The organism is Massilia sp. NP310 (assembly GCF_019443485.1).
In the GTDB taxonomy this organism is placed as follows: Bacteria; Pseudomonadota; Gammaproteobacteria; order Burkholderiales; family Burkholderiaceae_D; genus Telluria; species Telluria timonae.
On sequence record NZ_CP080379.1, the window covers coordinates 4,649,755 to 4,670,822 of the forward strand.

Genomic DNA, 21,068 nt, shown 5'->3' on the forward strand with positions numbered 1-21,068 from the left:
GGAAGGGTGTTATGCGGCCTTGGCGCCGGTATCGGCATCCTGCAGCATGGCTACCTGGCCCGGTTCCGGCTGCGTCTGCGCCGGCTCGCGCGCCAGCCGCACCAGCTGCACCGGCAGCGCCAGCGACACGCCGCGTTCCTCGAGCCCGGCGAGGATGCTCAGGTAGATCTCCTGCTGCACGTTCATGTAGACGGTGTAGTCGGTGTTGTCGACGTAGTACACCACCTCGTAGTTGAACACCGGCGCCGCGATGCCGGCCAGGTGGGCGCGGTCGAAGCGCACCTGCGGCTGGGCCGCGACGATCTGCTGCACCATCTCCGGCAAGCCACGCAGCAGGGTCGCCGGCGTCAGGTGCGACACCCCGAACTGGAACACGACGCGGCGCGACTCCATGCGGCGCAGGTTCTGGATGCGGCTCTTGAGCAGGTCGTTATTGGAAAACACGATCTGCTCGCCGGAGAGGCTGCGCACGCGGGTGGTCTTCAGGCCGATCTTCTCGACCGTGCCCAGCATCTTGTCGACGATGATGAAGTCGCCCACCACGAACGGTTTGTCCAGCACGATGGAGAGCGAGGCGAACAGGTCGCCCAGGATGCTCTGCACCGCCAGCGCGATGGCGATACCGCCGATCCCCAGGCTGGCCACCAGGGTGGTGATGTTCACGCCCAGGTTGTCCAGCACCATCAGGGCCACCACCGCCCACAGCGCCACCCGCACCAGGAAGGCGATGGCGGCCGAGGAGGTGATGCGGTCCGGGTCTTCGTTGCGCTGGGCGCGGGTCGCCACCAGCCAGGTGCGCAGCGCGCGGTCGCCCCAGATCGCGACCTGGATCAGCACCGCGGTGATGGTGACGCGGCCGATGAACAGCTGCGCCTTGTCCGGCAGCGCCAGGACGCTGGCGCCGGCATAGATGCCGACGATGATCAGCACCAGCAGCTTGGTCGAGCGCAGCGCGGCGACCGCGATGTCGTCCCACTTGGCGTCGGTGCGCGCGGCAAGCGCCGCCAGGCGCCGCGCCAGGATCGACTTGACGGCGTCCAGCCCGGCCGCCACGGCCGCGACCACGACCAGCGCGACCAGCCAGTCGGCGACCGGATTCTTGAGGATGACGTATTCCATCACGTTTTCATTTCCCTTTCATTCAATGTTCAAGCTTCAGGCGGCGGAGCGCTCTTCCTGACCGTCGTCGTGCCCGGATGACGGCAGGGCGGCCAATGCGGCCAGGAAGTCGTCGCCCCAGCGCGCCACGTCGCGGTCGCGCACGATCGCGGCCATGCGGCCGGAGCGGTAGGCCACTTCATCGGCGCCCATGGTCAGCGCGTGGTAGAGCGTCGCGCTCATCGCGTTCCTGTCATACGGGTTCACCAGCAGCGCGCCGTGCAGCTCGACGGCGGCGCCGGCGAATTCGGACAGCACCAGCGTGCCGGGACGGCCCGCGGCGTGGCGGGTGGCGACGTATTCCTTGGCCACCAGGTTCAGGCCGTCGCGCAGCGGCGTGATCCAGGCGACGTCGCAGGCGGCGTAATGGGCCACGACTTCCTCGAACGGCAGCGAGCGGTAGAAGTAGCGCACCGGCACCCAGTCCAGGGTCGAGAAGCGGCCGTTGATGCGGCCCACGGTGCGGTCCAGTTCCTCGCGCAGGCTGTCGTAGATCTCCATGCCCGACGCCGCCGGCGTGATGATGTTGATGAGCATGACCTTCCCCAGCAGCTCGGGATGCTGTTCGAGCATGCGCTCGTAGGCCTGCAGCTTCTCCAGCGAGCCCTTGACGTAATCGAGGCGCTCGATCGAGATGATGCCGGTGCGGCCATCCAGGTACTCGTCCCATTCGGCGATCTGGCGCTGAATATCGTCGCTCCTGACCAGGTCGTCGATCAGGCCGGCGTTGGTGCCCACCGGATGGGCGCCCAGCGTGACCCGGCGTCCGCCCACTTCGAGCGCGCTGTGCATGCGGTCCACGCCCAGCGCGCAGCCGAAGGTCAGGTAGCGCGGCGCGCACGGCACCGCATCCAGCACCTCGACCGGCGCGCAGGAGCGCGCGGCGTCGACGAAGTTCTCGACGTAGCGCGGGATGTGGAAGCCGACGTAGTCGCACTGCAGCAGGCTGCCGATGATGTCGTTGCGCCACGGCAGGATGTTGAACACGTCGCTGGAAGGGAAGGCGGTGTGGTGGAAGAAGGCGATCGTCAGGTCCGGGCGCAGCGGGCGCAGGAAGGCCGGCACCATCCACAGGTTGTAGTCGTGGATCCAGGCGGTGGCGCCGGGCGCCGCCTCGCGCGCGGTCTGCTCGGCGAACAGGCGGTTGACTTCCAGGAAGCGCTCCCAGTGGTCCTGGCGGAATTCGGCCTTATCGGGGAAGGAGAAGATGATCGGCCAGAACGCCTCTTTCGAGAACTTCTTGTAGAACTGGTCGATGTCGTCCGCCGTCAGCGGAATCCGGGCCGCCTTGAGTTGCGGGTAGCGCTGGGCGTCGACGGCCACGTGCGGGATGAACCCGCCCGGCGTCCGGCTGGCCTGCTGCGACCAGGCGACCCACGAGCCCTTGCGCCCGCCGGCGAAAAAGCTGAGCAGGGTCGGCATGATGCCGTTCGGGCTTTTCGGGCGGCGCTGGTAGGTGACGCCGCCTTCCACCACTTCGTCATAGGGCAGGCGGTGGTAGACCATCACCAGCTCGGCCTCGCCATAGGAGGTCGCGTCATGCGCCACGGCGTCGCCGTCCAGGCGCAGGCCGTGGCGGCCGAAGGCCTGCAGGATGCCGCCGCAGCCGGCGGCGTCGGCCACCACCACGCGCGGCATCTTGCGCACCGCCTGCACCAGCGCCGGTTCGGCGGCGCCGACCACCACGCCGCGGAAGCCCGCCTCGAACATCGACAGGTCGTTCAGGGTGTCGCCCGCCACCACGATATGGGCCGGATCGAAACCGGCGACTTCGGCCAGGCGGCGCACCGCGACGCCCTTGCCGACGCCGCGCGGCAGCACGTCCAGGTAGCGGCCGGCCGAGAACAGCAGGTCGCAGCCGAGGGCGTCGACGGCATTCCGGAGCTCAGGCGTCAGGGCCTCCTCGGTGGCGTAGAAGGAAACGCGGCGTTCCTGCGGCACCGACTGGCGCACCAGCTCCGGGAAATCGGCCAGCGCTTTCAATACCGCCTGGCTGCCCGGCCAGCGCGCCGCGATCTCGTGCGCCAGCGGTTCGACCGGGCGCAGGTCGGCGTCGACGATGGTGGCGCCGACGTCGGCGATGATGTAATGGGGGCGCGGCACCGTTGGGTCGGACAGCAGGGGAATGACGGTTTCCAGGCCGCGGCCGGTGACGAACACCAGTGTTGCTTCCGGCAGGGCGCCGGAAAACAGTTCGCGGATGCGGCGCCGCGCCTCATGGGTGCCGGCCAGCAGCGTACCGTCGAGGTCGGTAGCCAGCACCAGGCGTGAGGGATCGAGCTGGCGCGGCCAGTGGCGTGTTTCAATGACAGTCATTCTTCATCCTTTGCAGCGATGCGTCCGCCCATGAGCCATGGGTTGGGTGGCGGACCGGGTCTGGGCCCGCGATGCTCGCCGGGGAGGCGCGCGGGCCGGAGAAAGGCGGGATGCGACAAGCTGCGCTCTCTTCTGTAGGAATGCGCGTTCGACACATTGGGAACCGCCAGGCGGAAGAGGGCGGACAGCGCCGGCATGGATGCCGGAAAATCACGTGCGCCAGGTGCGCGCGACGCGGTCGACCCTCGGAAAACATTTGTACAATAGCATTTCGGGGCGGCATCTTCAACCCGCGATTCGCCTCGCCGTCCCGGCGCGGCCGCGGACGAGGCGCACAGAAATTGACGGGCACGCGAAAAAAGCTATTGCAAAACTTTAAGCCCGGCACTTATAATTCGGCTCCCCGGGCGGTTAGTTCAGCTGGTTAGAATACTTGGTCGACATCCAAGGGGTCGCAGGTTCGAATCCTGCACCGCCCACCAGACTTCCAGATCGCAGGCTCCCAGCAATGGTCGTAGCCTGTAGAGAAAAGGCGCAGCGGTGTGCCTTTTCTGTGCCGCTCAGCTAGAGCGGATTCTTCTTTCTCCAGTTACTGCGAAAAGCGCAACAGGCCGGTCTTGACTCCGATTTTTCCTGTTGCGCCGAAGCCTTTTGCGCGCTATACTAGCCGGCTTCGGTATGGGTCTGTCTTTTTTGACCCATATTTTTTAGTAGTTCAACTACCCCCGCCCAATCGTAGGTGGGAATGGAGAAAAAATGAGCCTGGGCCTCCTCGGTCGCAAGGTTGGCATGATGCGTATCTTCACGGATGACGGCGATTCGATCCCTGTCACCGTGCTGGACGTGTCGAACAACCGTGTCGCACAAGTCAAAACCCCTGAAACTGATGGCTACACCGCAGTTCAGGTCGTCTTCGGTCAACGTCGCGCTTCCCGCGTGAACAAGGCCGCCGCCGGTCACTACGCCAAAGCTGGCGTCGAAGCCGGTACGATGCTGAAAGAATTCCGCATCGATTCCACCAAAGCCGCTGAACTCAAAGCCGGCGACACCATCGATGCTTCGATGTTCGAAGTGGGCCAGAAAATCGACGTGCAAGGCACCTCGATCGGTAAGGGCTACGCCGGTACCATCAAGCGTTACAACTTCGCTTCGGGCCGTGCTACCCACGGTAACTCGCGTTCGCACAATGTTCCTGGCTCGATCGGTATGGCCCAGGATCCAGGCCGCGTGTTCCCGGGCAAGCGCATGACCGGTCACCTGGGCGACGTTACCGTCACCACCCAGAACCTGGAAATCGCTCGCATCGACGCCGACCGCCAGCTGCTGCTGGTCAAAGGTGCCGTGCCTGGCGCGAAGAACGGCCAAGTGGTCGTCAAGCCTGCTGTCAAAACCAAAGCCAAGAAAGGAGCGTAAGCATGGAACTGAAGCTCCTGAATGAGCAAGGTCAAGCTGGCGCCAACGTTGCAGCAACCGACGAAGTGTTCGGTCGTGAATACAACGAAGCCCTGATCCACCAGATCGTCGTCGCCTACGCTGCCAACGCACGTAGCGGCAACCGCAAGCAGAAGGACCGTGAAGAAGTCCACCACACGACCAAGAAGCCATGGCGCCAGAAAGGCACCGGACGCGCTCGTGCTGGTATGTCGTCGTCGCCACTGTGGCGCGGCGGTGGTCGCATCTTCCCGAACACCCCGGACGAGAACTTCTCGCACAAAGTTAACAAGAAGATGTTCCGTGCAGGTATCTGCTCGATCTTCTCGCAACTGGCTCGCGAAGGCCGCCTGAACGTGGTCGAGAACCTGTCGATCGAAGCTCCAAAGACCAAGCTGCTGTCGCAAAAACTGCAGACCATGGGTCTGGAATCGGTCCTGGTGATCACCGACACCATCGACGAGAACCTGGAACTGGCATCGCGCAACCTGCCGCACGTGCTGGTCGTCGAGCCGAAGCACGCTGATCCGATGTCGCTGGTGTTCTACAAAAAAGTCCTGGTCACGAAAGCTGCTCTGGCCAAGATCGAGGAGATGTACGCATGAGCGCCGCAATCAAATTCAGCGAAGAGCGCCTGATGAAGGTGCTGCTGGCTCCGATCATTTCCGAGAAGGCTACCTTCGTCGCGGAAAAGAACGAGCAGATCGTGTTCAAGGTCCTGCCTGACGCGACCAAGCCAGAAATCAAGGCTGCCGTCGAACTGCTGTTCAAGGTCGAAGTGGAATCGGTGCAAACCGTGAACCGCGAAGGCAAGCAAAAGCGTTCGGGTCGTTTCACCGGCCGTCGCAACCACACCAAGCGTGCTTTCGTGTGCCTGAAGCCAGGCCAGGAAATCAATTTTGTCGAGGAGGCTAAATAATGGCACTCGTTAAGATGAAGCCAACCTCCCCAGGCCGTCGCGGCATGGTGAAAGTTGTGACCGAAGGCCTGTACAAAGGCCGTCCGCTCGCAGCCCTGGTTGAAAAGAAATCGAAAACCGCCGGCCGTAACAACAACGGTCACATCACCACCCGCCACAAGGGCGGTGGTCACAAGCAGCACTACCGTCTGGTCGACTTCAAGCGCCAGAAGGACGGCATTCCTGCCAAGGTCGAGCGTATCGAATACGACCCGAACCGTACCGCGCACATCGCACTGCTGTGCTACGCGGACGGCGAGCGTCAGTACATCATCGCCACCAAGGGCATGGCTGTCGGCGACAGCGTCATGAACGGCTCGGAAGCGCCGATCAAGGCCGGTAACTGCCTGCCAATCCGCAACATCCCGGTCGGTACCGTGATGAACTGCGTCGAAATGCTGCCAGGTAAGGGTGCCCAGATGGCCCGTACCGCCGGCGCCGGCGTCGTGCTGATGGCCCGTGAAGGCACCTACGCCCAGGTTCGCCTGCGCTCGGGTGAAGTCCGTCGCGTGCACATCGAGTGCCGTGCAACCGTGGGTGAAGTCGGCAACGCCGAGCACAGCCTGCGCAAGATCGGTAAGGCTGGCGCGATGCGCTGGCGCGGTGTTCGTCCTACCGTCCGCGGTGTGGTCATGAACCCGATCGATCACCCGCACGGTGGTGGTGAAGGTCGTACGGCAGCTGGTCGTCATCCAGTGTCGCCATGGGGCCAGCAGACCAAGGGCAAGAAGACGCGTTCGAACAAGCGCACTTCGTCGATGATCGTCTCGCGTCGCGGCAAGAAATAAGGATAAATCATGACTCGTTCATTGAAAAAAGGGCCGTTCATTGACGCCCACCTGGTGAAAAAAGTCGAAGCCGCGCAAGCGACCAAAGACAAGAAGCCAGTCAAAACCTGGTCGCGCCGCTCGACGATCACCCCGGACTTCATCGGTCTGACGATCGCCGTCCACAACGGCAAAGTGCACGTGCCTGTGTACGTGTCGGAGAACATGGTCGGCCACAAGCTCGGCGAATTCGCGCTGACCCGTACGTTCAAGGGCCACGCCGCTGACAAGAAGGCGAAACGATAATGGAAACTAAAGCAATCCTCAAAGGCGTGCGCCTGTCGGAACAAAAAGGCCGTCTGGTCGCCGACCTGATCCGTGGCAAGAAAGTTGACGCTGCACTCAACATTCTGCAATTCAGCCCGAAAAAGGGCGCGACCATCATCAAGAAGGTTCTTGAGTCGGCGATCGCCAACGCGGAACACAACGATGGCGCGGACATCGACGAGCTGAAAGTCACCCAGATCTACGTCGAAAAGGGCCCGATCCTGAAGCGCTTCACCGCACGTGCGAAGGGCCGCGGCGATCGTATTTCGAAACAATCCTGTCACATCTACGTGACTGTCGGTAACTAAGGAGTCACACGATGGGTCAGAAAATCCACCCAACCGGCTTCCGCCTGGCGGTCACCCGTAACTGGGCATCGCGCTGGTACGCTGGCAACGGCAATTTCGCCGACATGCTGAAGGAAGACCTGGAAGCACGCGCTTTCCTGAAGAAGAAGCTGAAGAACGCTTCGGTCGGCCGCATCGTCATCGAGCGTCCTGCCAAGAACGCACGCTTCACCATTTACTCGTCGCGTCCTGGTGTCGTGATCGGTAAAAAAGGCGAAGACATCGAAGTGCTGAAGTCGTCGCTGACGAAGATCATGGGCGTGCCTGTGCACGTCAATATCGAAGAGATCCGCAAGCCGGAAATCGATTCGCAGCTGATCGCCGATTCGATCTCGCAGCAGCTCGAAAAGCGCATCATGTTCCGCCGCGCCATGAAGCGCGCCATGCAGAACGCCATGCGCCTGGGCGCCGTCGGCATCAAGATCATGTCGTCGGGCCGCCTGAACGGCATCGAAATCGCACGTACCGAATGGTACCGCGAAGGCCGTGTGCCTCTGCACACCCTGCGCGCCGATATCGACTACGGCACCAGCGAAGCATCGACCACCTACGGCATCATCGGCGTCAAGGTCTGGGTCTACAAGGGCGACCGCTCCCCAACGGGCGAAGCACCTGTGATCGACACCCCGCCGGACGAGAAGAAGCCACGCGGCCCACGTCGTGACGACGGCAAGCCAGGCAGCCGTCCACGTCCAGGCGCGAAGCCAGGTGCCGCTCCAGCGGGCCGCCGCGCCGCTGCCAAGCCGGCAGCTGAGAAAGCAGGAGAATAAGCATGCTGCAGCCATCGCGCAGGAAATATCGTAAAGAGCAGAAAGGCCGTAACACCGGCATTTCGCACACCCGCGGCACCGCTGTGTCGTTCGGCGAATTCGGCCTGAAGGCAGTTGCCCGCGGCCGTATCACCGCACGCCAGATCGAAGCGGCTCGTCGTGCCATGACCCGTCACATCAAGCGTGGCGGTCGTATCTGGATCCGTATCTTCCCGGACAAGCCGATTTCGAACAAGCCGGCCGAAGTCCGTATGGGTAACGGTAAGGGTAACCCAGAGTACTACGTCGCTGAAATCCAGCCAGGCAAAGTCCTGTACGAGATGGACGGCGTCGCTGAAGAACTGGCGCGCGAAGCGTTCCGCCTGGCCGCTGCCAAACTGCCACTGGCTACCACCTTCGTGGTGCGCCAAGTTGGCCAATAACAGGAGTTGAATATGAAAGCATCGGAACTCCGCGGCAAAGACCAGGAAGCGCTGCAGAAGGAGCTGAACGAGCTGCTGAAGGCCCAGTTCGGTCTGCGCATGCAAGTCGCTACCCAGCAGCTCGGTAACACCGCGCAGCTCAAGAAAGTACGTCGCGATATCGCGCGTGTGAAGACTGTGATGAACCAGAAGGAAGCCAAATGAACGACACCACTAAAACGGCGCTGAAGCGTACGCTGGTCGGCAAAGTCGTGTCCGACAAAATGGACAAGACGGTGACCGTGCTGATCGAACGTCACGTCAAGCACCCGCTGTACGGCAAGATCATCGTGCGCTCGAACAAGTATCACGCGCACGACGAAGCGAACGAAGCGAAAATCGGTGACACCGTCGAGATCGCAGAAGGTCGCCCGATCTCGAAGACGAAAGCGTGGACTGTGACCAAAGTGTTGCAAGTCGCACAGGTACTGTAAGTATCTAGAAAATTTGTCTTGCGTGGCCCGCTGGTATCTGAGATACTAGCGGGCTTCGTTCATGTGTTGCCGCAGTTTGTCCCCTCGGCAAGTGCGGCCTGTAACGAATGCGTTATTGGAAAGTCCAATCACCCAATCGTGGTGCTCCAGCAGGGGCGGCACGGCGGGACCAAGACTGACCGCAGGCCCATGGGTTTCCGTGGGGTTTTCTACGGCTTAAGTTGGGAAAGAAAATACTATGATTCAAACCGAAAGCCGGCTCGAAGTAGCCGACAACACCGGTGCCAAGGAAGTTCTGTGCATCAAGGTGTTGGGCGGCTCGAAGCGCCGTTACGCGAGCATTGGCGACATCATCAAGGTCACCGTGAAAGTCGCTGCCCCACGTGGTCGCGTCAAAAAGGGTGAAATTTACAATGCCGTGGTTGTGCGTACCGCTAAAGGTGTGCGCCGCCAGGATGGTTCCCTGGTCAAGTTCGACGGCAATGCCGCTGTCCTGCTGAACGCCAAGCTGGAGCCGATCGGTACCCGTATCTTCGGACCGGTGACGCGCGAGCTGCGTACCGAGAAGTTCATGAAGATCGTGTCGCTGGCACCTGAAGTTCTGTAAGGATTCGACATGGATAAGATTCGTAAAAACGACGAAGTCATCGTTCTGACCGGTAAGGACAAGGGCAAGCGTGGCGTCGTTCAGAAGCGTGTAGACGCTGAACACGTCATGGTCGAAGGCGTCAACGTCGCTAAGAAAGCGACCAAGCCGAACCCGATGACCGGTGTTACTGGTGGTATCGTCGACAAGACTATGCCGATTCACGTGTCGAACGTCGCGCTGTTCAACGCTGCGACCGGCAAGGCAGATCGCGTTGGCTTCAAAGACCAGGACGGCAAGAAAGTCCGCGTCTTCAAGTCGAACGGCGAAGTAGTGAAAGGGTAATAAGAAATGGCCCGTCTCCAAGCAATTTACAAAGACAAAGTCGTCGCCGAACTGACCGAAAAATTCGGTTACAAGTCGGTGATGGAAGTGCCGCGCCTGACCAAGATCACCCTGAACATGGGTCTGTCGGAAGCAGTCGCCGACAAGAAGATCATCGAGCACGCTACCGGCGACCTGACCAAGATCGCTGGCCAGAAGCCTGTCGTGACCAAGGCTCGCAAGGCAATCGCAGGTTTCAAGATCCGCGAAGGCTACCCGATCGGCACGATGGTGACCCTGCGCGGCGCCCGCATGTACGAATTCCTGGACCGTTTCATCACCGTGGCCCTGCCGCGCGTGCGTGACTTCCGTGGCGTGAGCGGCAAATCGTTCGATGGCCGTGGCAACTACAACATCGGTGTCAAAGAGCAGATCATCTTCCCAGAGATCGACTACGACAAGATCGATGCGCTGCGTGGCATGAACATCTCGATCACCACGACCGCTAAGACCGACGAAGAAGCCAAAGCGCTGCTCGCCGCCTTCAAATTCCCGTTCAGGAACTAAGAGCATGGCAAAACTTGCACTGATTAACCGCGAACAGAAGCGTGCAGACCTGGTGGAGAAATTCGCCGCGAAGCGTGCCGCTCTGAAAGCAATCATCGACGACCAGTCGAAGTCGGAAGAAGAACGTTACGAAGCGCGCCTGAAGCTGCAGGCTCTGCCGCGCAACTCGGCCCCGACCCGCCAGCGTAACCGCTGCGCCATGACCGGCCGTCCACGTGGCACTTTCCGTAAATTCGGTCTGGCCCGTACCAAACTCCGCGAATTCGCCATGAAGGGCGAAATTCCGGGTATGACCAAAGCTAGCTGGTAATAGGAGAATAAGCAATGAGTATGAGCGATCCTATCGCCGATATGCTGACCCGCATTCGCAACGCACAAGTTGTTCAGAAAACCTCGGTCGCAATGCCGTCGTCGAAAGTCAAGGTTGCCATTGCCAACGTCCTGAAGGACGAGGGTTACATTGAAGATTTCGCAGTGTCGTCCGAAGGCGGCAAAGCGGAACTGAAAATCGGTTTGAAGTATTACACCGGCCGTCCGGTCATCGAGCGCCTCGAGCGCGTTTCCCGTCCTGGCCTGCGTATCTACAAGGGCAAAGACGAGATCCCAACCGTCATGAACGGCCTGGGCGTGGCTATCGTCTCGACCCCGCAAGGCGTCATGACTGACCGCAAAGCACGTGCTACCGGCGTCGGTGGCGAAGTGATTTGCTACGTGGCTTAAGGAGTAGACGATGTCTCGAGTAGCTAAGATGCCAATCGCCGTCCCTGCCGGTGCCGAAGTCGCGATCAACGCGTCGTCGATCACCGTCAAGGGCCCGCTGGGCACCCTGACCCAAGCCCTGAACGGCCTGGTCAAAGTGGAAAACAACAATGGCACGCTGACCTTCGACGTGATCGACGAGTCGCGTGAATCGAACGCCATGTCGGGCACCCTGCGCGCCCTGGTCAACAACATGGTCACCGGCGTCACCAAGGGCTTCGAGAAGAAGCTGAACCTGGTCGGCGTGGGCTACAAGGCAGCAGTGCAGGGCAACGCCCTGAACCTGTCGCTGGGCTTCTCGCACCCGGTCCTGCACGCGATGCCCGAAGGCGTCACCGCAGTGACCCCGACCCCGACCGAAATCGTGATCAAGGGTATCGATCGCCAGAAGGTTGGCCAGGTTGCCGCCGAAGTTCGCGCTTACCGCGCTCCTGAGCCTTACAAGGGCAAGGGCGTCCGTTATTCGGACGAAGTGGTCAAGCTTAAAGAAACCAAGAAGAAATAATCGGAGCAGACATGGACAAGAAACAATCCCGTCTGCGTCGTGGCCGTCAGACCCGCATCAAGATCGCCCAGCTGGGCGTGAACCGCCTGTCGGTTCACCGCACCAACCTGCACATCTACGCGAACCTGATCAGCCCGGACGCAAAAGTACTGGTGTCGGCTTCGACCCTGGAAGCGGAAGTGCGCGCCGAACTGGCTGGCAAGACCGGCGCCGGCGGCAACGCTGCTGCAGCCGCTCTGGTTGGCAAGCGCGTCGCAGAAAAAGCACTGAAAGCAGGAATCACCGAAGTTGCGTTCGATCGCTCGGGTTTCCGTTACCACGGCCGTGTGAAGGCGCTGGCGGAAGCCGCGCGCGAAGCCGGTCTGAAGTTCTAAGGAAGAATCGTCATGGCAAAAATGCAAGCGAAAATGGCAAGCGACAAGCCGGATGATGGCATGCGCGAAAAAATGATCGCGATCAACCGCGTGACCAAAGTGGTCAAGGGTGGTCGTATCATGGGTTTTGCAGCGCTGACCGTTGTCGGTGACGGCGATGGCCGCATCGGCATGGGCAAGGGCAAGTCGAAGGAAGTTCCTGTCGGCGTGCAAAAAGCGATGGAAGAAGCCCGCCGCAACCTGATCAAGGTGCCACTCAAGAACGGTACCCTGCACCACACCGTGTCCGGTCGTCACGGCGCCTCGCGCGTCATGATGATGCCAGCCAAGCCTGGTACCGGCGTGATCGCTGGTGGCGCAATGCGCGCTATCTTCGAAGTGATGGGCGTGACCGACGTGGTCGCCAAGTCGACCGGTTCGTCGAATCCTTACAACCTGGTGCGCGCAACCCTCGACGGCCTGTCGAAGATGAGCACCGCGGCTGACATCGCTGCCAAGCGCGGCAAGTCGGTCGAAGACATCGTCGGTTAAGGAGAACTCACATGGCAAACACCGTTAAAGTTCAGCTCGTCAAGGGCCTGATCGGTACCCGTCAAGACCACCGCGCCACCGTGCGTGGCCTGGGCCTGCGTCGCGTCAACTCGGTCTCCGAGCTGCAAGACACCCCAGCCGTGCGTGGCATGATCAACAAAGTCGCGTACCTCGTGAAAGTTGTTTCGTAAGCCCTCGGGTTTGCGAACGGAGAAATCAATGGAACTCAATACCATTCAACCAGCCGAAGGCGCTAAACACGCCAAGCGTCGCGTCGGTCGCGGCATCGGCTCCGGCCTGGGCAAGACCGCCGGCCGTGGTCACAAGGGTCAGAAATCGCGTTCGGGCGGCTTCCACAAAGTCGGCTTCGAAGGCGGTCAGATGCCTCTGCAGCGCCGTCTGCCGAAGCGCGGCTTCAAATCGCTGAACGCGACCTTCAAGGCTGAAGTTCGTCTGTCCGACCTGAACAACCTGGCTGTCGGCGACGTCGACATCCTGGTGCTCAAGCAGGCAGGCATCCTGCCGGTCGTGGCACGCGACGTGCGCGTCATCCTGTCCGGCGAGATCACCAAAGCGGTGAACCTCAAGGGCCTGAAAGCGACCGCTGGCGCGAAAGCAGCGATCGAAGCAGCTGGCGGCTCGGTCGCGTAAAGCGGCCGCTGCCTGATCGGAGCAAAAATTGGCGACTAATTCACAACTTGGTAAAAGCGCCGCTTCCGGATTCCCCTGGGGCCGGCTGTGGTTTTTGCTTGGCGCATTGGTCGTGTACCGCATCGGTGCTCATATCCCGGTTCCCGGGATTGACCCGGTGCAGCTCGCTGCGCTGTTCAAGCAGAACGAGGGCGGCATCCTGGGCATGTTCAACATGTTCTCGGGTGGCGCCTTGTCCCGCTTTACCGTGTTCGCGCTCGGCATCATGCCTTACATTTCGGCTTCGATCATCATGCAGCTTGCATCGATCGTCTCGCCGCAACTCGAGGCGTTGAAGAAAGAGGGCGAGGCCGGCCGCCGCAAGATCACCCAGTACACCCGTTACTTCACGGTGGCACTGGCGTTGTTCCAGGCGTTCGGCATCGCAGTCGCGCTCGAGGCGCAGCCTGGCCTGGTCATCGACCCTGGTCTCGGCTTCCGCTTCGTGACCGTCGTTACCCTCCTGACCGGCACCATGTTCCTCATGTGGCTGGGCGAGCAGATCACCGAGCGTGGTCTTGGCAACGGCATTTCGATCATCATCTTTGCCGGTATCGCAGCAGGTCTGCCTTCGGCCCTGGGCGGCTTGTTCACCCTGGTCTCGAACGGCTCGATCGGCAGCTTCTCGGCCATCCTGATCGTGGTCCTGGTGGCTGCGGTGACGTATGCGGTGGTGTTCGTGGAACGCGGACAGCGCAAGATCCTGGTCAATTACGCCAAGCGTCAAGTCGGCAACAAGATCTACGGTGGCCAAACCAGCCACCTGCCCTTGAAGCTGAACATGGCAGGCGTGATCCCGCCGATCTTCGCTTCGTCGATCATTCTGTTCCCGGCGACGATTGTCGACTGGTTCACGCGCGGCAAGGATTCGTCCGGCCCCGTGATCGGGTTCCTGAAGGATCTGGCGGCGTCGATGGCGCCAGGCGAGCCAATCCACGCGTTGCTGTATGCGGTGGCGATCGTGTTCTTCTGCTTCTTCTACACCGCGCTGGTATTCAACAGCAAGGAAACGGCGGACAACTTGAAGAAGAGCGGCGCGTTTGTTCCGGGCATCCGTCCGGGTGAGCAGACCGCACGCTACATCGACAAGATCCTGATGCGCCTGACCCTGGCCGGTGCAGTCTATATCACCCTGGTGTGCCTGGTGCCGGAGTTCATGACCGCCCAGTGGAAGGTTCCCTTCTACTTCGGTGGCACGTCGCTCCTGATCATCGTGGTGGTGACGATGGACTTCATGGCACAAGTGCAGAACTACGTCATGTCGCAGCAATATGATTCCCTGCTGCGTAAGGCTAACTTCAAGGGTGGAGTTCCTACGCGATAAGCGGGGGAGTGCATAGAGCGAATGGCAAAAGACGACGTCATCCAAATGCAGGGGGAGATTCTGGAGAATCTCCCAAACGCGACGTTCCGCGTGAAGCTGGAAAACGGACATGTGGTCCTGGGGCATATCTCGGGTAAAATGCGGATGAACTATATCCGCATCCTCCCGGGTGACAAGGTGACGGTGGAGTTGACTCCGTATGACCTGTCCCGGGCCCGCATCGTGTTCCGCACCAAGTAAAAACATCATCAAGTAAACGAACCGAAGAGAGTGCAAAATGAAAGTTAACGCTTCAGTCAAGCGGATCTGCCGCAACTGCAAGATCATCAAGCGCAAAGGCGTGGTCCGTGTGATCTGCGTCGAGCCGCGTCACAAGCAGCGTCAAGGTTAATCGAGGAATAACGAATGGCACGTATTGCAGGGGTTAACATCCCAAATCATCAGCACACCGTTATCGGCCTGACGGCTATCTACGGTATTGGCCGTCCGCGTTCGCAGAAGATCTGCGACGCAACCGGTATCGCGACCAACAAGAAGGTCAAGGACCTGGACGATAACGAACTCGAGAAACTGCGCGACGAAGTCGGCAAGTTTGTCGTGGAAGGCGACCTGCGCCGCGAACTGTCCATGAACATCAAGCGTCTGATGGACCTGGGTTGCTACCGCGGCATGCGTCACCGTAAGGGCCTGCCGGTCCGCGGTCAGCGTACCCGCACCAATGCTCGTACCCGTAAAGGTCCGCGCAAGGCAGCTCAATCGCTCAAGAAATAATCTAGGAACCGACCATGGCCAAGCAACAAAGCAGCGCAGCAGCAGCACGCGTGCGCAAGAAAGTGAAGAAGAACGTTGCCGAGGGCATCGCCCACGTGCACGCCTCGTTCAACAACACGATCATCACCATCACCGACCGTCAGGGCAATGCTCTGTCGTGGGCAACCTCCGGCGGCGCCGGCTTCAAGGGTTCGCGCAAATCGACCCCGTTCGCGGCTCAGGTCGCTGCCGAAGCTGCAGGCAAGGTCGCTCAGGAATCGGGCGTGAAAAACCTGGAAGTGCGCATCAAGGGCCCAGGCCCAGGCCGTGAATCGGCTGTGCGCGCTCTGAACAACCTCGGCATCAAGATCACCGAGATCCAGGACGTCACCCCAGTTCCACACAACGGCTGCCGTCCGCCGAAGCGTCGCCGTATCTAAGACCTCGTGCCGGGCGGTCCGCCGCCCGATCCGTGTCTTGAACACGACGCACGGGGCGCACGCCCCGTTGTGTTTAAAAGATCGCCGGTGCAGTTGCCCAGAAATGGGTTATACTGCCCGGCTCTTGTCGCCTGCCATCTCGATGGCGGGCGCTGTTGTAAGCCACGTCCGGCCTGAGTTGCTATCAACTGCAGAGCTGGACTAGCGCCTGGGTGCATGTGCATCTCTGGGGCGTGATCAAATATTAAAGGAAATCTAACGTGGCACGTTATATCGGACCAAAAGCAAAACTGTCGCGCCGTGAAGGCACCGACCTGTTCCTGAAGAGCGCACGTCGCTCGCTCGATTCGAAGTGCAAACTGGACGTCAAGCCAGGCCAGCACGGCGTCAAGTCGGGTGCCCGCACCTCGGACTACGGCAACCAGCTGCGCGAAAAGCAGAAGGTCAAGCGTATCTACGGTGTGCTGGAACGTCAGTTCCGCCGCTACTTCGCTGAAGCGAACCGTCGCAAGGGCAACACCGGCGAAACCCTGCTGAAGCTGCTGGAATCGCGCCTGGACAACGTCGCTTACCGCATGGGCTTCGGCTCGACCCGCGCCGAAGCACGCCAGCTGGTGAGCCACAAGGCCTTCACCGTGAACGGCAACGTCGTGAACATCGCTTCGTACCAGGTCAAGACCGGCGACGTCATCGCTGTTCGTGAAAAAGCCAAGAAGCAAGTGCGTATCGCTGAAGCGCTGTCGCTGGCCGAACAAGTCGGCTTCCCGAGCTGGGTCTCGGTCGATGCGAAGAAGCTGGAAGGCACCTTCCGTTCGTTCCCAGAACGTAACGAAATCGCTGCCGACGTCAACGAAGCGCTGATCGTCGAACTGTACTCGCGTTAACGACTGCGACAGAGACGGCTGCAAGCCGGCTCTTGGGCAGTCGTCCCCGCGCAGGCGGGGATCCCAGTTTTGCATCCGAAGTCGCAGAACTTGGGTTCCCGCCTACGCGGGAACGACGTGGTGGTGGTGCGGGCGCAGCGACCTCGGGTCGGCACCCACAGCGAATCGGGATGCACATCTTTCCAGTTCCTATCATCGCGTCGCACAGAATTGTTTTACCCGCCTGCCTTTGCGCAGGCGTTCTCTTTAAAGCCATCAGCCTTATCGGTGTAACGAGCCGAGGGTATTGAAAAGGACTCATTCATGCAAAATAGTTTGTTGAAGCCACGTATCATCGACGTCGAAGCACTGGGCGCCGGCCACGCGAAAGTCGTGATGGAGCCGTTCGAGCGTGGCTATGGCCACACCCTCGGCAACGCACTGCGTCGCGTCCTGCTGTCGTCGATGGTGGGCTATGCGCCGACCGAAGTGACGATCGCTGGTGTCGTGCATGAATACTCGTCGCTGGATGGCGTGCAGGAAGACGTCGTCGACCTGCTGCTGAACCTGAAGGGCGTGGTCTTCAAGGTCCACAACCGCGATTCCGTCACCCTGACCCTGAAGAAGGAAGGCGAAGGCGCCGTCCTGGCTTCGGACATCGACCTGCCGCACGACGTCGAACTGATCAACCCTGACCATGTCATCGCCCACCTGACCGCAGGCGGCAAGCTGGACATGCAGATCAAGGTCGAGAAGGGCCGCGGCTACGTGCCGGGCAACGTCCGCCGCCTGTCGGAAGACACCAACAAGACCATCGGCCGCATCATCCTGGACGCATCGTTCTCGCCAGTGCGCCGCGTGTCGTACGCCGTGGAATCGGCCCGTGTCGAACAGCGTACCGACCTGGACAAGCTGATCATCAACATCGAGACCAACGGCGTTATCACCCCGGAAGAAGCGATCCGCCAGTCGGCCCGCGTGCTGGTCGACCAGCTGAACGTGTTCGCCGCCCTGGAAGGCACCGAAGCCGCCGCCGAAGCGCCATCGCGCGCGCCGCTGGTCGATCCGATCCTGCTGCGCCCGGTCGACGACCTGGAACTGACCGTCCGTTCGGCCAACTGCCTGAAAGCAGAAAACATCTACTACATCGGCGACCTGATCCAGCGTTCGGAAAACGAACTGCTCAAGACGCCGAACCTGGGCCGCAAGTCGCTCAACGAAATCAAGGAAGTCCTTGCTTCGCGCGGCCTGACCCTGGGCATGAAGCTGGAAAACTGGCCGCCTGCTGGCCTGGAAAAGTAATTTTGCCGTACCCCGCCTGGGCATGATGTCCGGGCGGATTTAACCCTGAACCGGTCCGCGGACGTGCTTGCACGAACGATCGAAGAACTGGATTTGAAAACACCCGAAAGGAAATACCATGCGTCACCGTCACGGCCTTCGTAAACTGAACCGTACCTCGTCCCACCGTCTGGCAATGCTGCGCAACATGACTGTTTCGCTGCTGCGTCACGAAGCCATCAAGACCACCGTCCCGAAAGCCAAGGAACTGCGTCGCGTCATCGAACCGATCCTGACCCTGGGCAAGACCGACACCCTGGCAAACAAGCGCCTGGCCTTCGCTCGCCTGCGCGACCGCGAAATGGTCCAGAAGCTGTTCGCTGAACTGGGTCCTCGCTACGCAAACCGCAACGGCGGCTACCTGCGTATCCTGAAGATGGGCTTCCGCGTTGGCGACAATGCACCAATGGCTTACGTCGAACTGCTGGACCGTCCAGAAGTCACTTCGGCTGAAGAAGCACCGACCGCCGAGTAATCGACTGTCGACTTGAAAAGACCAGGCCTCGCGCCTGGTTTTTTTTCGCCCGTGCCAAGGATGAGTTCCGGCGCGAAGCGGGCAAGCGGTGTACCATGCCCGGTGCAGTAACTTTCCACGAGATACCATGGTTCGATTTTCCGCCCGCCGCCTGCTGCAGGCCTGCCTGACGCTGTTCGCCGTCCTTTCCCTGTTCACCGCGCTGCCCGCCCGCGCCGGGCAGGACTTCCTCGATCCGGCCGTCGCCTTCCGTTTTGAAGCGCGCATGGCCGACCCGCAGACCGCCGAGATCACCTACGTCATCGCGCCCGCCTACTACATGTACCGCGAGCGATTCGCCTTCAAGGCCAGCGGCGCCGGCGTCACGCTGGGCGAGCCGCAGGTCCCGCAGGGCAAGGTGAAGTACGACCCGACCTTCGAGAAGGATCTCGAGACCCATACCGGCACCCTGACGATCCGCATCCCGGTCGAGGGCGCCGGCCCGTTCACCCTGACGGCCACCAGCCAGGGCTGCGCCGACGCCGGCCTGTGCTATCCGCCGCAGGAGCACAGCGTGAATCTCGGCGCCGGCGGCGCGCAGCCCGCGTCCGGCCTGCCGATCGGCGGTGGCGCGGCCCAGGGCGGCATGTCGACGCCGGCGTCCGCGCCGCTCGCCGCTACGCCGGCAGCGGCGCCCGCCGCGCCGCAATCGGACCTGTCGACCATCGCCGGCATCCTCGGCGGCGGCAGCCTGCTGGCCATCGTGCCGGCCTTCATCCTGCTCGGCCTGGGCCTGGCGTTCACCCCGTGCGTGCTGCCGATGGTGCCGATCCTGTCCTCGATCATCGTGGGCGAGGGCAGGCACGTGAGCCGTTCGCGCGGCTTCGTGCTGTCGCTGGCGTATGCGCTGGGCATGGCGATCGTCTACACCCTGCTCGGCATCGCCGCCGGCCTGGCCGGCGAAGGCCTGGCCGCCGCGCTGCAGAATCCCTGGGTGCTGGGCGCCTTCGCGCTGCTGATCGTGGCCATGTCGCTGTCGATGTTCGGTTTCTATCAGTTACAACTGCCTAACACCTTGCAGACCCGTTTGACGCAGGCATCCAACAGCCAGCAGGGCGGCAAGCTGCTCGGGGTGTTCGTCATGGGCGCCATCTCCGCCCTGATCGTGGGCCCCTGCGTGGCGGCGCCGCTGGCCGGCGCCCTGGTCTACATCAGCCAGACGCGCGACGTCTTCATCGGCGGCGCGGCGCTGTTCTCGATGGCGGTGGGGATGAGCATCCCGCTGCTGCTGGTGGGCCTGTCGGCCGGCTCGCTGCTGCCGCGCGTGGGACCGTGGATGGAATCGGTGAAGCGCCTGTTCGGCGTGCTGATGCTGGCGATGGCGATCTGGCTGGTGTCGCCGGTGCTCCCCGGCTTGGCCCAGATGCTGCTGTGGGCGGCGCTGCTGCTGGGGTATGGCTTCTATCTGTTGCGCCATACCCGTCACTGGGCGGCGATGGCCTTCGGCGCGGCGTTCGCGGTGCTGGGGGCGACCCAGCTGGTCGGCCTCGCCAGCGGCGGGCGCGACGCCTGGGCGCCGCTGGCGCACCTCGGCGGCGCGCCGCAGAACCACGGGCTGGCGTTCAGCCGCATCAAGACCGTGGACCAGCTCGACGCTGCGCTGGCCGCCAACGCCGGCAAGACCGTGATGCTCGATTTTTATGCCGACTGGTGCGTGTCGTGCAAGGAGATGGAGAAGTTCACCTTCGTCGACCCGGCCGTGCAGCAAAAGCTCGCCGATACCGTGCTGCTGCAGGTGGACGTGACGGCCAACGATGCCGACGACAAGGCCATGCTCAAGCGCTTCGGCCTGTTCGGGCCGCCGGGCATCATCCTGTTCGATGGCGAAGGGAAGGAAATCGCGGACAGCCGGGTGATCGGCTTCCAGAATGCGGAGAAGTTCCTGGTCTCGCTGCAGCGGCTGCAGCGGTAAGGTTGGCGGCGTCGCCGCCAACCTTGGGAGCCGTCACGCTTACGCGTTCGCGCGGTGGCCGTGGTGACCATGATGGCGCGGGCCCTTGCGGTGCTTGGCCTGCTCATCGAAGGTCTTGCGCTGTTCCGGCGTCAGCTGGGCATAGAAGCTGTTCAGGGCGCCAAGACGCGCTTCCATGCGCGCGGTGCGTTCCTTCTGCATCGCGATCTGCTTTTCCATGCGTTGCGGGGCGCTCAGGCTGGCCCAGGCGGCGCGGTCGCCACGTCCGGCGCGTTCACCCTTCTTCTGCGGCGCCTGGCTGGCGACGAAGGCATCCCAGGCCGGCTGCTGCTGCGCATTCAGCTTGAGCGCATCGCGCAGCTTGGCCTGGCGTTCGGCGCGCTTCTGTTCCATCTTCGCGCGGCGCTCGCCGGCCTTGGCCTGCCACTCGGCCTTCTTGGCCAGGCGTTGCTCGGCCGTCAAGGCCGGACGGCCTTCGGCAGGGGCGGCGGTCTGGGCCTGGGCGCCGATCGTGGCGCCGAACAGGCCGGCAGCGGTGAGAGCGATCACGAGGTTCTTGCGGAGGGTATTCATGGTTCTTCCTTTTGTGAGTGTCTGGTTGACGTGCATCCGAAACGCT

At 61.7% G+C, this 21,068-nt stretch carries 32 protein-coding genes and 1 tRNA gene; 30 read left to right on the forward strand and 3 right to left on the reverse strand.

Going from position 1 to position 21,068, the window contains the following annotated elements:
• Window positions 1-9: 9 nt before the first annotated feature.
• Both KY496_RS20420 and ggpS read right to left on the reverse strand, forming a co-directional pair.
• Window positions 10-1,119, reverse strand: a complete 1,110-nt coding sequence (locus tag KY496_RS20420; RefSeq protein WP_219862192.1) for a mechanosensitive ion channel family protein — start codon at window positions 1,117-1,119, stop codon at window positions 10-12.
• 36 nt (window positions 1,120-1,155) lie between these two features.
• Window positions 1,156-3,474, reverse strand: a complete 2,319-nt coding sequence (ggpS, locus tag KY496_RS20425) for a glucosylglycerol-phosphate synthase (RefSeq protein ID WP_184237938.1) — start codon at window positions 3,472-3,474, stop codon at window positions 1,156-1,158.
• 405 nt (window positions 3,475-3,879) lie between these two features.
• On the opposite strand from ggpS, the gene KY496_RS20430 reads away from it, so the two are divergent.
• The 30 genes from KY496_RS20430 to dsbD all read left to right on the forward strand — a co-directional run bounded on the left by KY496_RS20430 (window position 3,880) and on the right by dsbD (window position 20,449).
• A tRNA-Val gene (locus KY496_RS20430) sits at window positions 3,880-3,956 on the forward strand.
• Window positions 3,957-4,230: 274 nt separating this feature from the next.
• A complete protein-coding gene (rplC, locus tag KY496_RS20435) occupies window positions 4,231-4,887 on the forward strand; it encodes a 50S ribosomal protein L3 (protein ID WP_005663469.1) in 657 nt (218 codons plus the stop codon).
• 2 nt (window positions 4,888-4,889) lie between these two features.
• Window positions 4,890-5,510: a 50S ribosomal protein L4 gene (gene rplD, locus KY496_RS20440; RefSeq protein ID WP_005663467.1), complete on the forward strand. Its 621-nt coding sequence runs from the start codon at window positions 4,890-4,892 to the stop codon at window positions 5,508-5,510.
• Window positions 5,507-5,824, forward strand: a complete 318-nt coding sequence (rplW, locus tag KY496_RS20445) for a 50S ribosomal protein L23 (protein WP_005663466.1) — start codon at window positions 5,507-5,509, stop codon at window positions 5,822-5,824. Before rplD ends, rplW begins: the two co-directional genes overlap by 4 nt.
• A complete protein-coding gene (rplB, locus tag KY496_RS20450; protein WP_005663464.1) occupies window positions 5,824-6,651 on the forward strand; it encodes a 50S ribosomal protein L2 in 828 nt (275 codons plus the stop codon). Before rplW ends, rplB begins: the two co-directional genes overlap by 1 nt.
• Window positions 6,652-6,660: 9 nt before the next feature.
• Window positions 6,661-6,936, forward strand: coding sequence for a 30S ribosomal protein S19 (gene rpsS / locus KY496_RS20455; protein WP_005663463.1), 276 nt, complete (start codon window positions 6,661-6,663; stop codon window positions 6,934-6,936).
• Window positions 6,933-7,265 (forward strand): 50S ribosomal protein L22, encoded by a 333-nt coding sequence (gene rplV / locus KY496_RS20460; protein WP_174348348.1) that lies wholly within the window; start codon window positions 6,933-6,935, stop codon window positions 7,263-7,265. Before rpsS ends, rplV begins: the two co-directional genes overlap by 4 nt.
• A gap of 11 nt (window positions 7,266-7,276) precedes the next feature.
• Complete coding sequence (gene rpsC, locus KY496_RS20465) at window positions 7,277-8,074, forward strand: 30S ribosomal protein S3 (protein WP_005663458.1); 798 nt, start codon at window positions 7,277-7,279, stop codon at window positions 8,072-8,074.
• Window positions 8,075-8,076: 2 nt separating this feature from the next.
• Entirely contained in the window at window positions 8,077-8,496 is a 420-nt protein-coding gene (gene rplP, locus KY496_RS20470; protein ID WP_005663456.1) for a 50S ribosomal protein L16, read from the forward strand.
• A gap of 12 nt (window positions 8,497-8,508) precedes the next feature.
• Complete coding sequence (gene rpmC / locus KY496_RS20475; protein ID WP_005663455.1) at window positions 8,509-8,700, forward strand: 50S ribosomal protein L29; 192 nt, start codon at window positions 8,509-8,511, stop codon at window positions 8,698-8,700.
• Window positions 8,697-8,969 carry a 30S ribosomal protein S17 gene (gene rpsQ, locus KY496_RS20480; RefSeq protein ID WP_005663453.1) on the forward strand — a complete coding sequence of 91 codons (273 nt, stop codon included), beginning with the start codon at window positions 8,697-8,699 and terminating at the stop codon, window positions 8,967-8,969. The genes rpmC and rpsQ overlap by 4 nt, the downstream gene beginning before the upstream one ends.
• A 238-nt stretch (window positions 8,970-9,207) precedes the next feature.
• Entirely contained in the window at window positions 9,208-9,576 is a 369-nt protein-coding gene (gene rplN, locus KY496_RS20485; RefSeq protein WP_005663451.1) for a 50S ribosomal protein L14, read from the forward strand.
• Between the two features lie 9 nt (window positions 9,577-9,585).
• Window positions 9,586-9,900 carry a 50S ribosomal protein L24 gene (rplX, locus tag KY496_RS20490; protein ID WP_219862194.1) on the forward strand — a complete coding sequence of 105 codons (315 nt, stop codon included), beginning with the start codon at window positions 9,586-9,588 and terminating at the stop codon, window positions 9,898-9,900.
• Window positions 9,901-9,906: 6 nt separating this feature from the next.
• Entirely contained in the window at window positions 9,907-10,446 is a 540-nt protein-coding gene (gene rplE, locus KY496_RS20495) for a 50S ribosomal protein L5 (protein ID WP_005663447.1), read from the forward strand.
• Between the two features lie 4 nt (window positions 10,447-10,450).
• Window positions 10,451-10,756, forward strand: a complete 306-nt coding sequence (rpsN, locus tag KY496_RS20500) for a 30S ribosomal protein S14 (protein ID WP_005663444.1) — start codon at window positions 10,451-10,453, stop codon at window positions 10,754-10,756.
• Between the two features lie 14 nt (window positions 10,757-10,770).
• Window positions 10,771-11,166 (forward strand): 30S ribosomal protein S8, encoded by a 396-nt coding sequence (rpsH, locus tag KY496_RS20505; RefSeq protein ID WP_005663442.1) that lies wholly within the window; start codon window positions 10,771-10,773, stop codon window positions 11,164-11,166.
• Between the two features lie 10 nt (window positions 11,167-11,176).
• Window positions 11,177-11,710, forward strand: a complete 534-nt coding sequence (rplF, locus tag KY496_RS20510) for a 50S ribosomal protein L6 (protein WP_005663440.1) — start codon at window positions 11,177-11,179, stop codon at window positions 11,708-11,710.
• A gap of 11 nt (window positions 11,711-11,721) precedes the next feature.
• Entirely contained in the window at window positions 11,722-12,084 is a 363-nt protein-coding gene (gene rplR / locus KY496_RS20515) for a 50S ribosomal protein L18 (RefSeq protein ID WP_005663438.1), read from the forward strand.
• A gap of 12 nt (window positions 12,085-12,096) precedes the next feature.
• Window positions 12,097-12,615 (forward strand): 30S ribosomal protein S5, encoded by a 519-nt coding sequence (gene rpsE / locus KY496_RS20520; RefSeq protein ID WP_005663437.1) that lies wholly within the window; start codon window positions 12,097-12,099, stop codon window positions 12,613-12,615.
• Window positions 12,616-12,626: 11 nt separating this feature from the next.
• The gene (gene rpmD / locus KY496_RS20525) at window positions 12,627-12,806 is read left to right on the forward strand and encodes a 50S ribosomal protein L30 (RefSeq protein WP_005663436.1); all 180 of its coding nucleotides are present in this window, start codon (window positions 12,627-12,629) and stop codon (window positions 12,804-12,806) included.
• Between the two features lie 28 nt (window positions 12,807-12,834).
• The gene (gene rplO / locus KY496_RS20530; protein WP_005663434.1) at window positions 12,835-13,266 is read left to right on the forward strand and encodes a 50S ribosomal protein L15; all 432 of its coding nucleotides are present in this window, start codon (window positions 12,835-12,837) and stop codon (window positions 13,264-13,266) included.
• A gap of 28 nt (window positions 13,267-13,294) precedes the next feature.
• Window positions 13,295-14,629: a preprotein translocase subunit SecY gene (secY, locus tag KY496_RS20535; protein WP_005663430.1), complete on the forward strand. Its 1,335-nt coding sequence runs from the start codon at window positions 13,295-13,297 to the stop codon at window positions 14,627-14,629.
• Between the two features lie 21 nt (window positions 14,630-14,650).
• Window positions 14,651-14,869 (forward strand): translation initiation factor IF-1, encoded by a 219-nt coding sequence (gene infA / locus KY496_RS20540; protein WP_005663428.1) that lies wholly within the window; start codon window positions 14,651-14,653, stop codon window positions 14,867-14,869.
• A gap of 37 nt (window positions 14,870-14,906) precedes the next feature.
• Window positions 14,907-15,020, forward strand: coding sequence for a 50S ribosomal protein L36 (gene rpmJ / locus KY496_RS20545; protein ID WP_005663407.1), 114 nt, complete (start codon window positions 14,907-14,909; stop codon window positions 15,018-15,020).
• Window positions 15,021-15,034: 14 nt separating this feature from the next.
• On the forward strand, window positions 15,035-15,400 hold the full coding sequence (rpsM, locus tag KY496_RS20550) for a 30S ribosomal protein S13 (RefSeq protein ID WP_005663405.1): 366 nt from the start codon (window positions 15,035-15,037) through the stop codon (window positions 15,398-15,400).
• Window positions 15,401-15,414: 14 nt separating this feature from the next.
• Window positions 15,415-15,819 (forward strand): 30S ribosomal protein S11, encoded by a 405-nt coding sequence (rpsK, locus tag KY496_RS20555; RefSeq protein WP_005663404.1) that lies wholly within the window; start codon window positions 15,415-15,417, stop codon window positions 15,817-15,819.
• A gap of 260 nt (window positions 15,820-16,079) precedes the next feature.
• Window positions 16,080-16,703 carry a 30S ribosomal protein S4 gene (gene rpsD, locus KY496_RS20560; RefSeq protein WP_005663403.1) on the forward strand — a complete coding sequence of 208 codons (624 nt, stop codon included), beginning with the start codon at window positions 16,080-16,082 and terminating at the stop codon, window positions 16,701-16,703.
• Between the two features lie 303 nt (window positions 16,704-17,006).
• A complete protein-coding gene (locus KY496_RS20565) occupies window positions 17,007-17,984 on the forward strand; it encodes a DNA-directed RNA polymerase subunit alpha (protein ID WP_005663401.1) in 978 nt (325 codons plus the stop codon).
• A 118-nt stretch (window positions 17,985-18,102) separates the two neighbouring features.
• Window positions 18,103-18,498 (forward strand): 50S ribosomal protein L17, encoded by a 396-nt coding sequence (gene rplQ / locus KY496_RS20570; RefSeq protein WP_005663400.1) that lies wholly within the window; start codon window positions 18,103-18,105, stop codon window positions 18,496-18,498.
• Between the two features lie 127 nt (window positions 18,499-18,625).
• Complete coding sequence (dsbD, locus tag KY496_RS20575; RefSeq protein WP_219862196.1) at window positions 18,626-20,449, forward strand: protein-disulfide reductase DsbD; 1,824 nt, start codon at window positions 18,626-18,628, stop codon at window positions 20,447-20,449.
• A 39-nt stretch (window positions 20,450-20,488) separates the two neighbouring features.
• On the opposite strand, the gene KY496_RS20580 is transcribed toward dsbD, so the two are convergent.
• Window positions 20,489-21,022 (reverse strand): Spy/CpxP family protein refolding chaperone, encoded by a 534-nt coding sequence (locus KY496_RS20580; RefSeq protein WP_005663397.1) that lies wholly within the window; start codon window positions 21,020-21,022, stop codon window positions 20,489-20,491.
• Between the last annotated feature and the right edge of the window lie 46 nt (window positions 21,023-21,068).

What these genes read in the sequence shown, in the direction of transcription:
- rplW (WP_005663466.1), top strand. Translation starts at nt 5,507, where the DNA reads ATGAGCGCCGCAATCAAATTCAGCGAAGAGCGCCTGATGAAGGTGCTG.
- rplC (WP_005663469.1), top strand. Translation starts at nt 4,231, where the DNA reads ATGAGCCTGGGCCTCCTCGGTCGCAAGGTTGGCATGATGCGTATCTTC.
- rpsK (WP_005663404.1), top strand. Translation starts at nt 15,415, where the DNA reads ATGGCCAAGCAACAAAGCAGCGCAGCAGCAGCACGCGTGCGCAAGAAA.
- KY496_RS20565 (WP_005663401.1), top strand. Translation starts at nt 17,007, where the DNA reads ATGCAAAATAGTTTGTTGAAGCCACGTATCATCGACGTCGAAGCACTG.
- dsbD (WP_219862196.1), top strand. Translation starts at nt 18,626, where the DNA reads ATGGTTCGATTTTCCGCCCGCCGCCTGCTGCAGGCCTGCCTGACGCTG.
- rplQ (WP_005663400.1), top strand. Translation starts at nt 18,103, where the DNA reads ATGCGTCACCGTCACGGCCTTCGTAAACTGAACCGTACCTCGTCCCAC.
- rpsE (WP_005663437.1), top strand. Translation starts at nt 12,097, where the DNA reads ATGGCAAAAATGCAAGCGAAAATGGCAAGCGACAAGCCGGATGATGGC.
- infA (WP_005663428.1), top strand. Translation starts at nt 14,651, where the DNA reads ATGGCAAAAGACGACGTCATCCAAATGCAGGGGGAGATTCTGGAGAAT.
- ggpS (WP_184237938.1), bottom strand. Translation starts at nt 3,474, where the DNA reads ATGACTGTCATTGAAACACGCCACTGGCCGCGCCAGCTCGATCCCTCA.
- rplR (WP_005663438.1), top strand. Translation starts at nt 11,722, where the DNA reads ATGGACAAGAAACAATCCCGTCTGCGTCGTGGCCGTCAGACCCGCATC.
- rplF (WP_005663440.1), top strand. Translation starts at nt 11,177, where the DNA reads ATGTCTCGAGTAGCTAAGATGCCAATCGCCGTCCCTGCCGGTGCCGAA.
- rpsC (WP_005663458.1), top strand. Translation starts at nt 7,277, where the DNA reads ATGGGTCAGAAAATCCACCCAACCGGCTTCCGCCTGGCGGTCACCCGT.
- rpsS (WP_005663463.1), top strand. Translation starts at nt 6,661, where the DNA reads ATGACTCGTTCATTGAAAAAAGGGCCGTTCATTGACGCCCACCTGGTG.
- rplD (WP_005663467.1), top strand. Translation starts at nt 4,890, where the DNA reads ATGGAACTGAAGCTCCTGAATGAGCAAGGTCAAGCTGGCGCCAACGTT.
- rplB (WP_005663464.1), top strand. Translation starts at nt 5,824, where the DNA reads ATGGCACTCGTTAAGATGAAGCCAACCTCCCCAGGCCGTCGCGGCATG.
- rplP (WP_005663456.1), top strand. Translation starts at nt 8,077, where the DNA reads ATGCTGCAGCCATCGCGCAGGAAATATCGTAAAGAGCAGAAAGGCCGT.
- rpmC (WP_005663455.1), top strand. Translation starts at nt 8,509, where the DNA reads ATGAAAGCATCGGAACTCCGCGGCAAAGACCAGGAAGCGCTGCAGAAG.
- rpsN (WP_005663444.1), top strand. Translation starts at nt 10,451, where the DNA reads ATGGCAAAACTTGCACTGATTAACCGCGAACAGAAGCGTGCAGACCTG.
- rplN (WP_005663451.1), top strand. Translation starts at nt 9,208, where the DNA reads ATGATTCAAACCGAAAGCCGGCTCGAAGTAGCCGACAACACCGGTGCC.
- rpsM (WP_005663405.1), top strand. Translation starts at nt 15,035, where the DNA reads ATGGCACGTATTGCAGGGGTTAACATCCCAAATCATCAGCACACCGTT.
- rpsQ (WP_005663453.1), top strand. Translation starts at nt 8,697, where the DNA reads ATGAACGACACCACTAAAACGGCGCTGAAGCGTACGCTGGTCGGCAAA.
- rpmD (WP_005663436.1), top strand. Translation starts at nt 12,627, where the DNA reads ATGGCAAACACCGTTAAAGTTCAGCTCGTCAAGGGCCTGATCGGTACC.
- rplO (WP_005663434.1), top strand. Translation starts at nt 12,835, where the DNA reads ATGGAACTCAATACCATTCAACCAGCCGAAGGCGCTAAACACGCCAAG.
- rplE (WP_005663447.1), top strand. Translation starts at nt 9,907, where the DNA reads ATGGCCCGTCTCCAAGCAATTTACAAAGACAAAGTCGTCGCCGAACTG.
- KY496_RS20580 (WP_005663397.1), bottom strand. Translation starts at nt 21,022, where the DNA reads ATGAATACCCTCCGCAAGAACCTCGTGATCGCTCTCACCGCTGCCGGC.
- rplX (WP_219862194.1), top strand. Translation starts at nt 9,586, where the DNA reads ATGGATAAGATTCGTAAAAACGACGAAGTCATCGTTCTGACCGGTAAG.
- KY496_RS20420 (WP_219862192.1), bottom strand. Translation starts at nt 1,119, where the DNA reads ATGGAATACGTCATCCTCAAGAATCCGGTCGCCGACTGGCTGGTCGCG.
- rpmJ (WP_005663407.1), top strand. Translation starts at nt 14,907, where the DNA reads ATGAAAGTTAACGCTTCAGTCAAGCGGATCTGCCGCAACTGCAAGATC.
- rpsH (WP_005663442.1), top strand. Translation starts at nt 10,771, where the DNA reads ATGAGTATGAGCGATCCTATCGCCGATATGCTGACCCGCATTCGCAAC.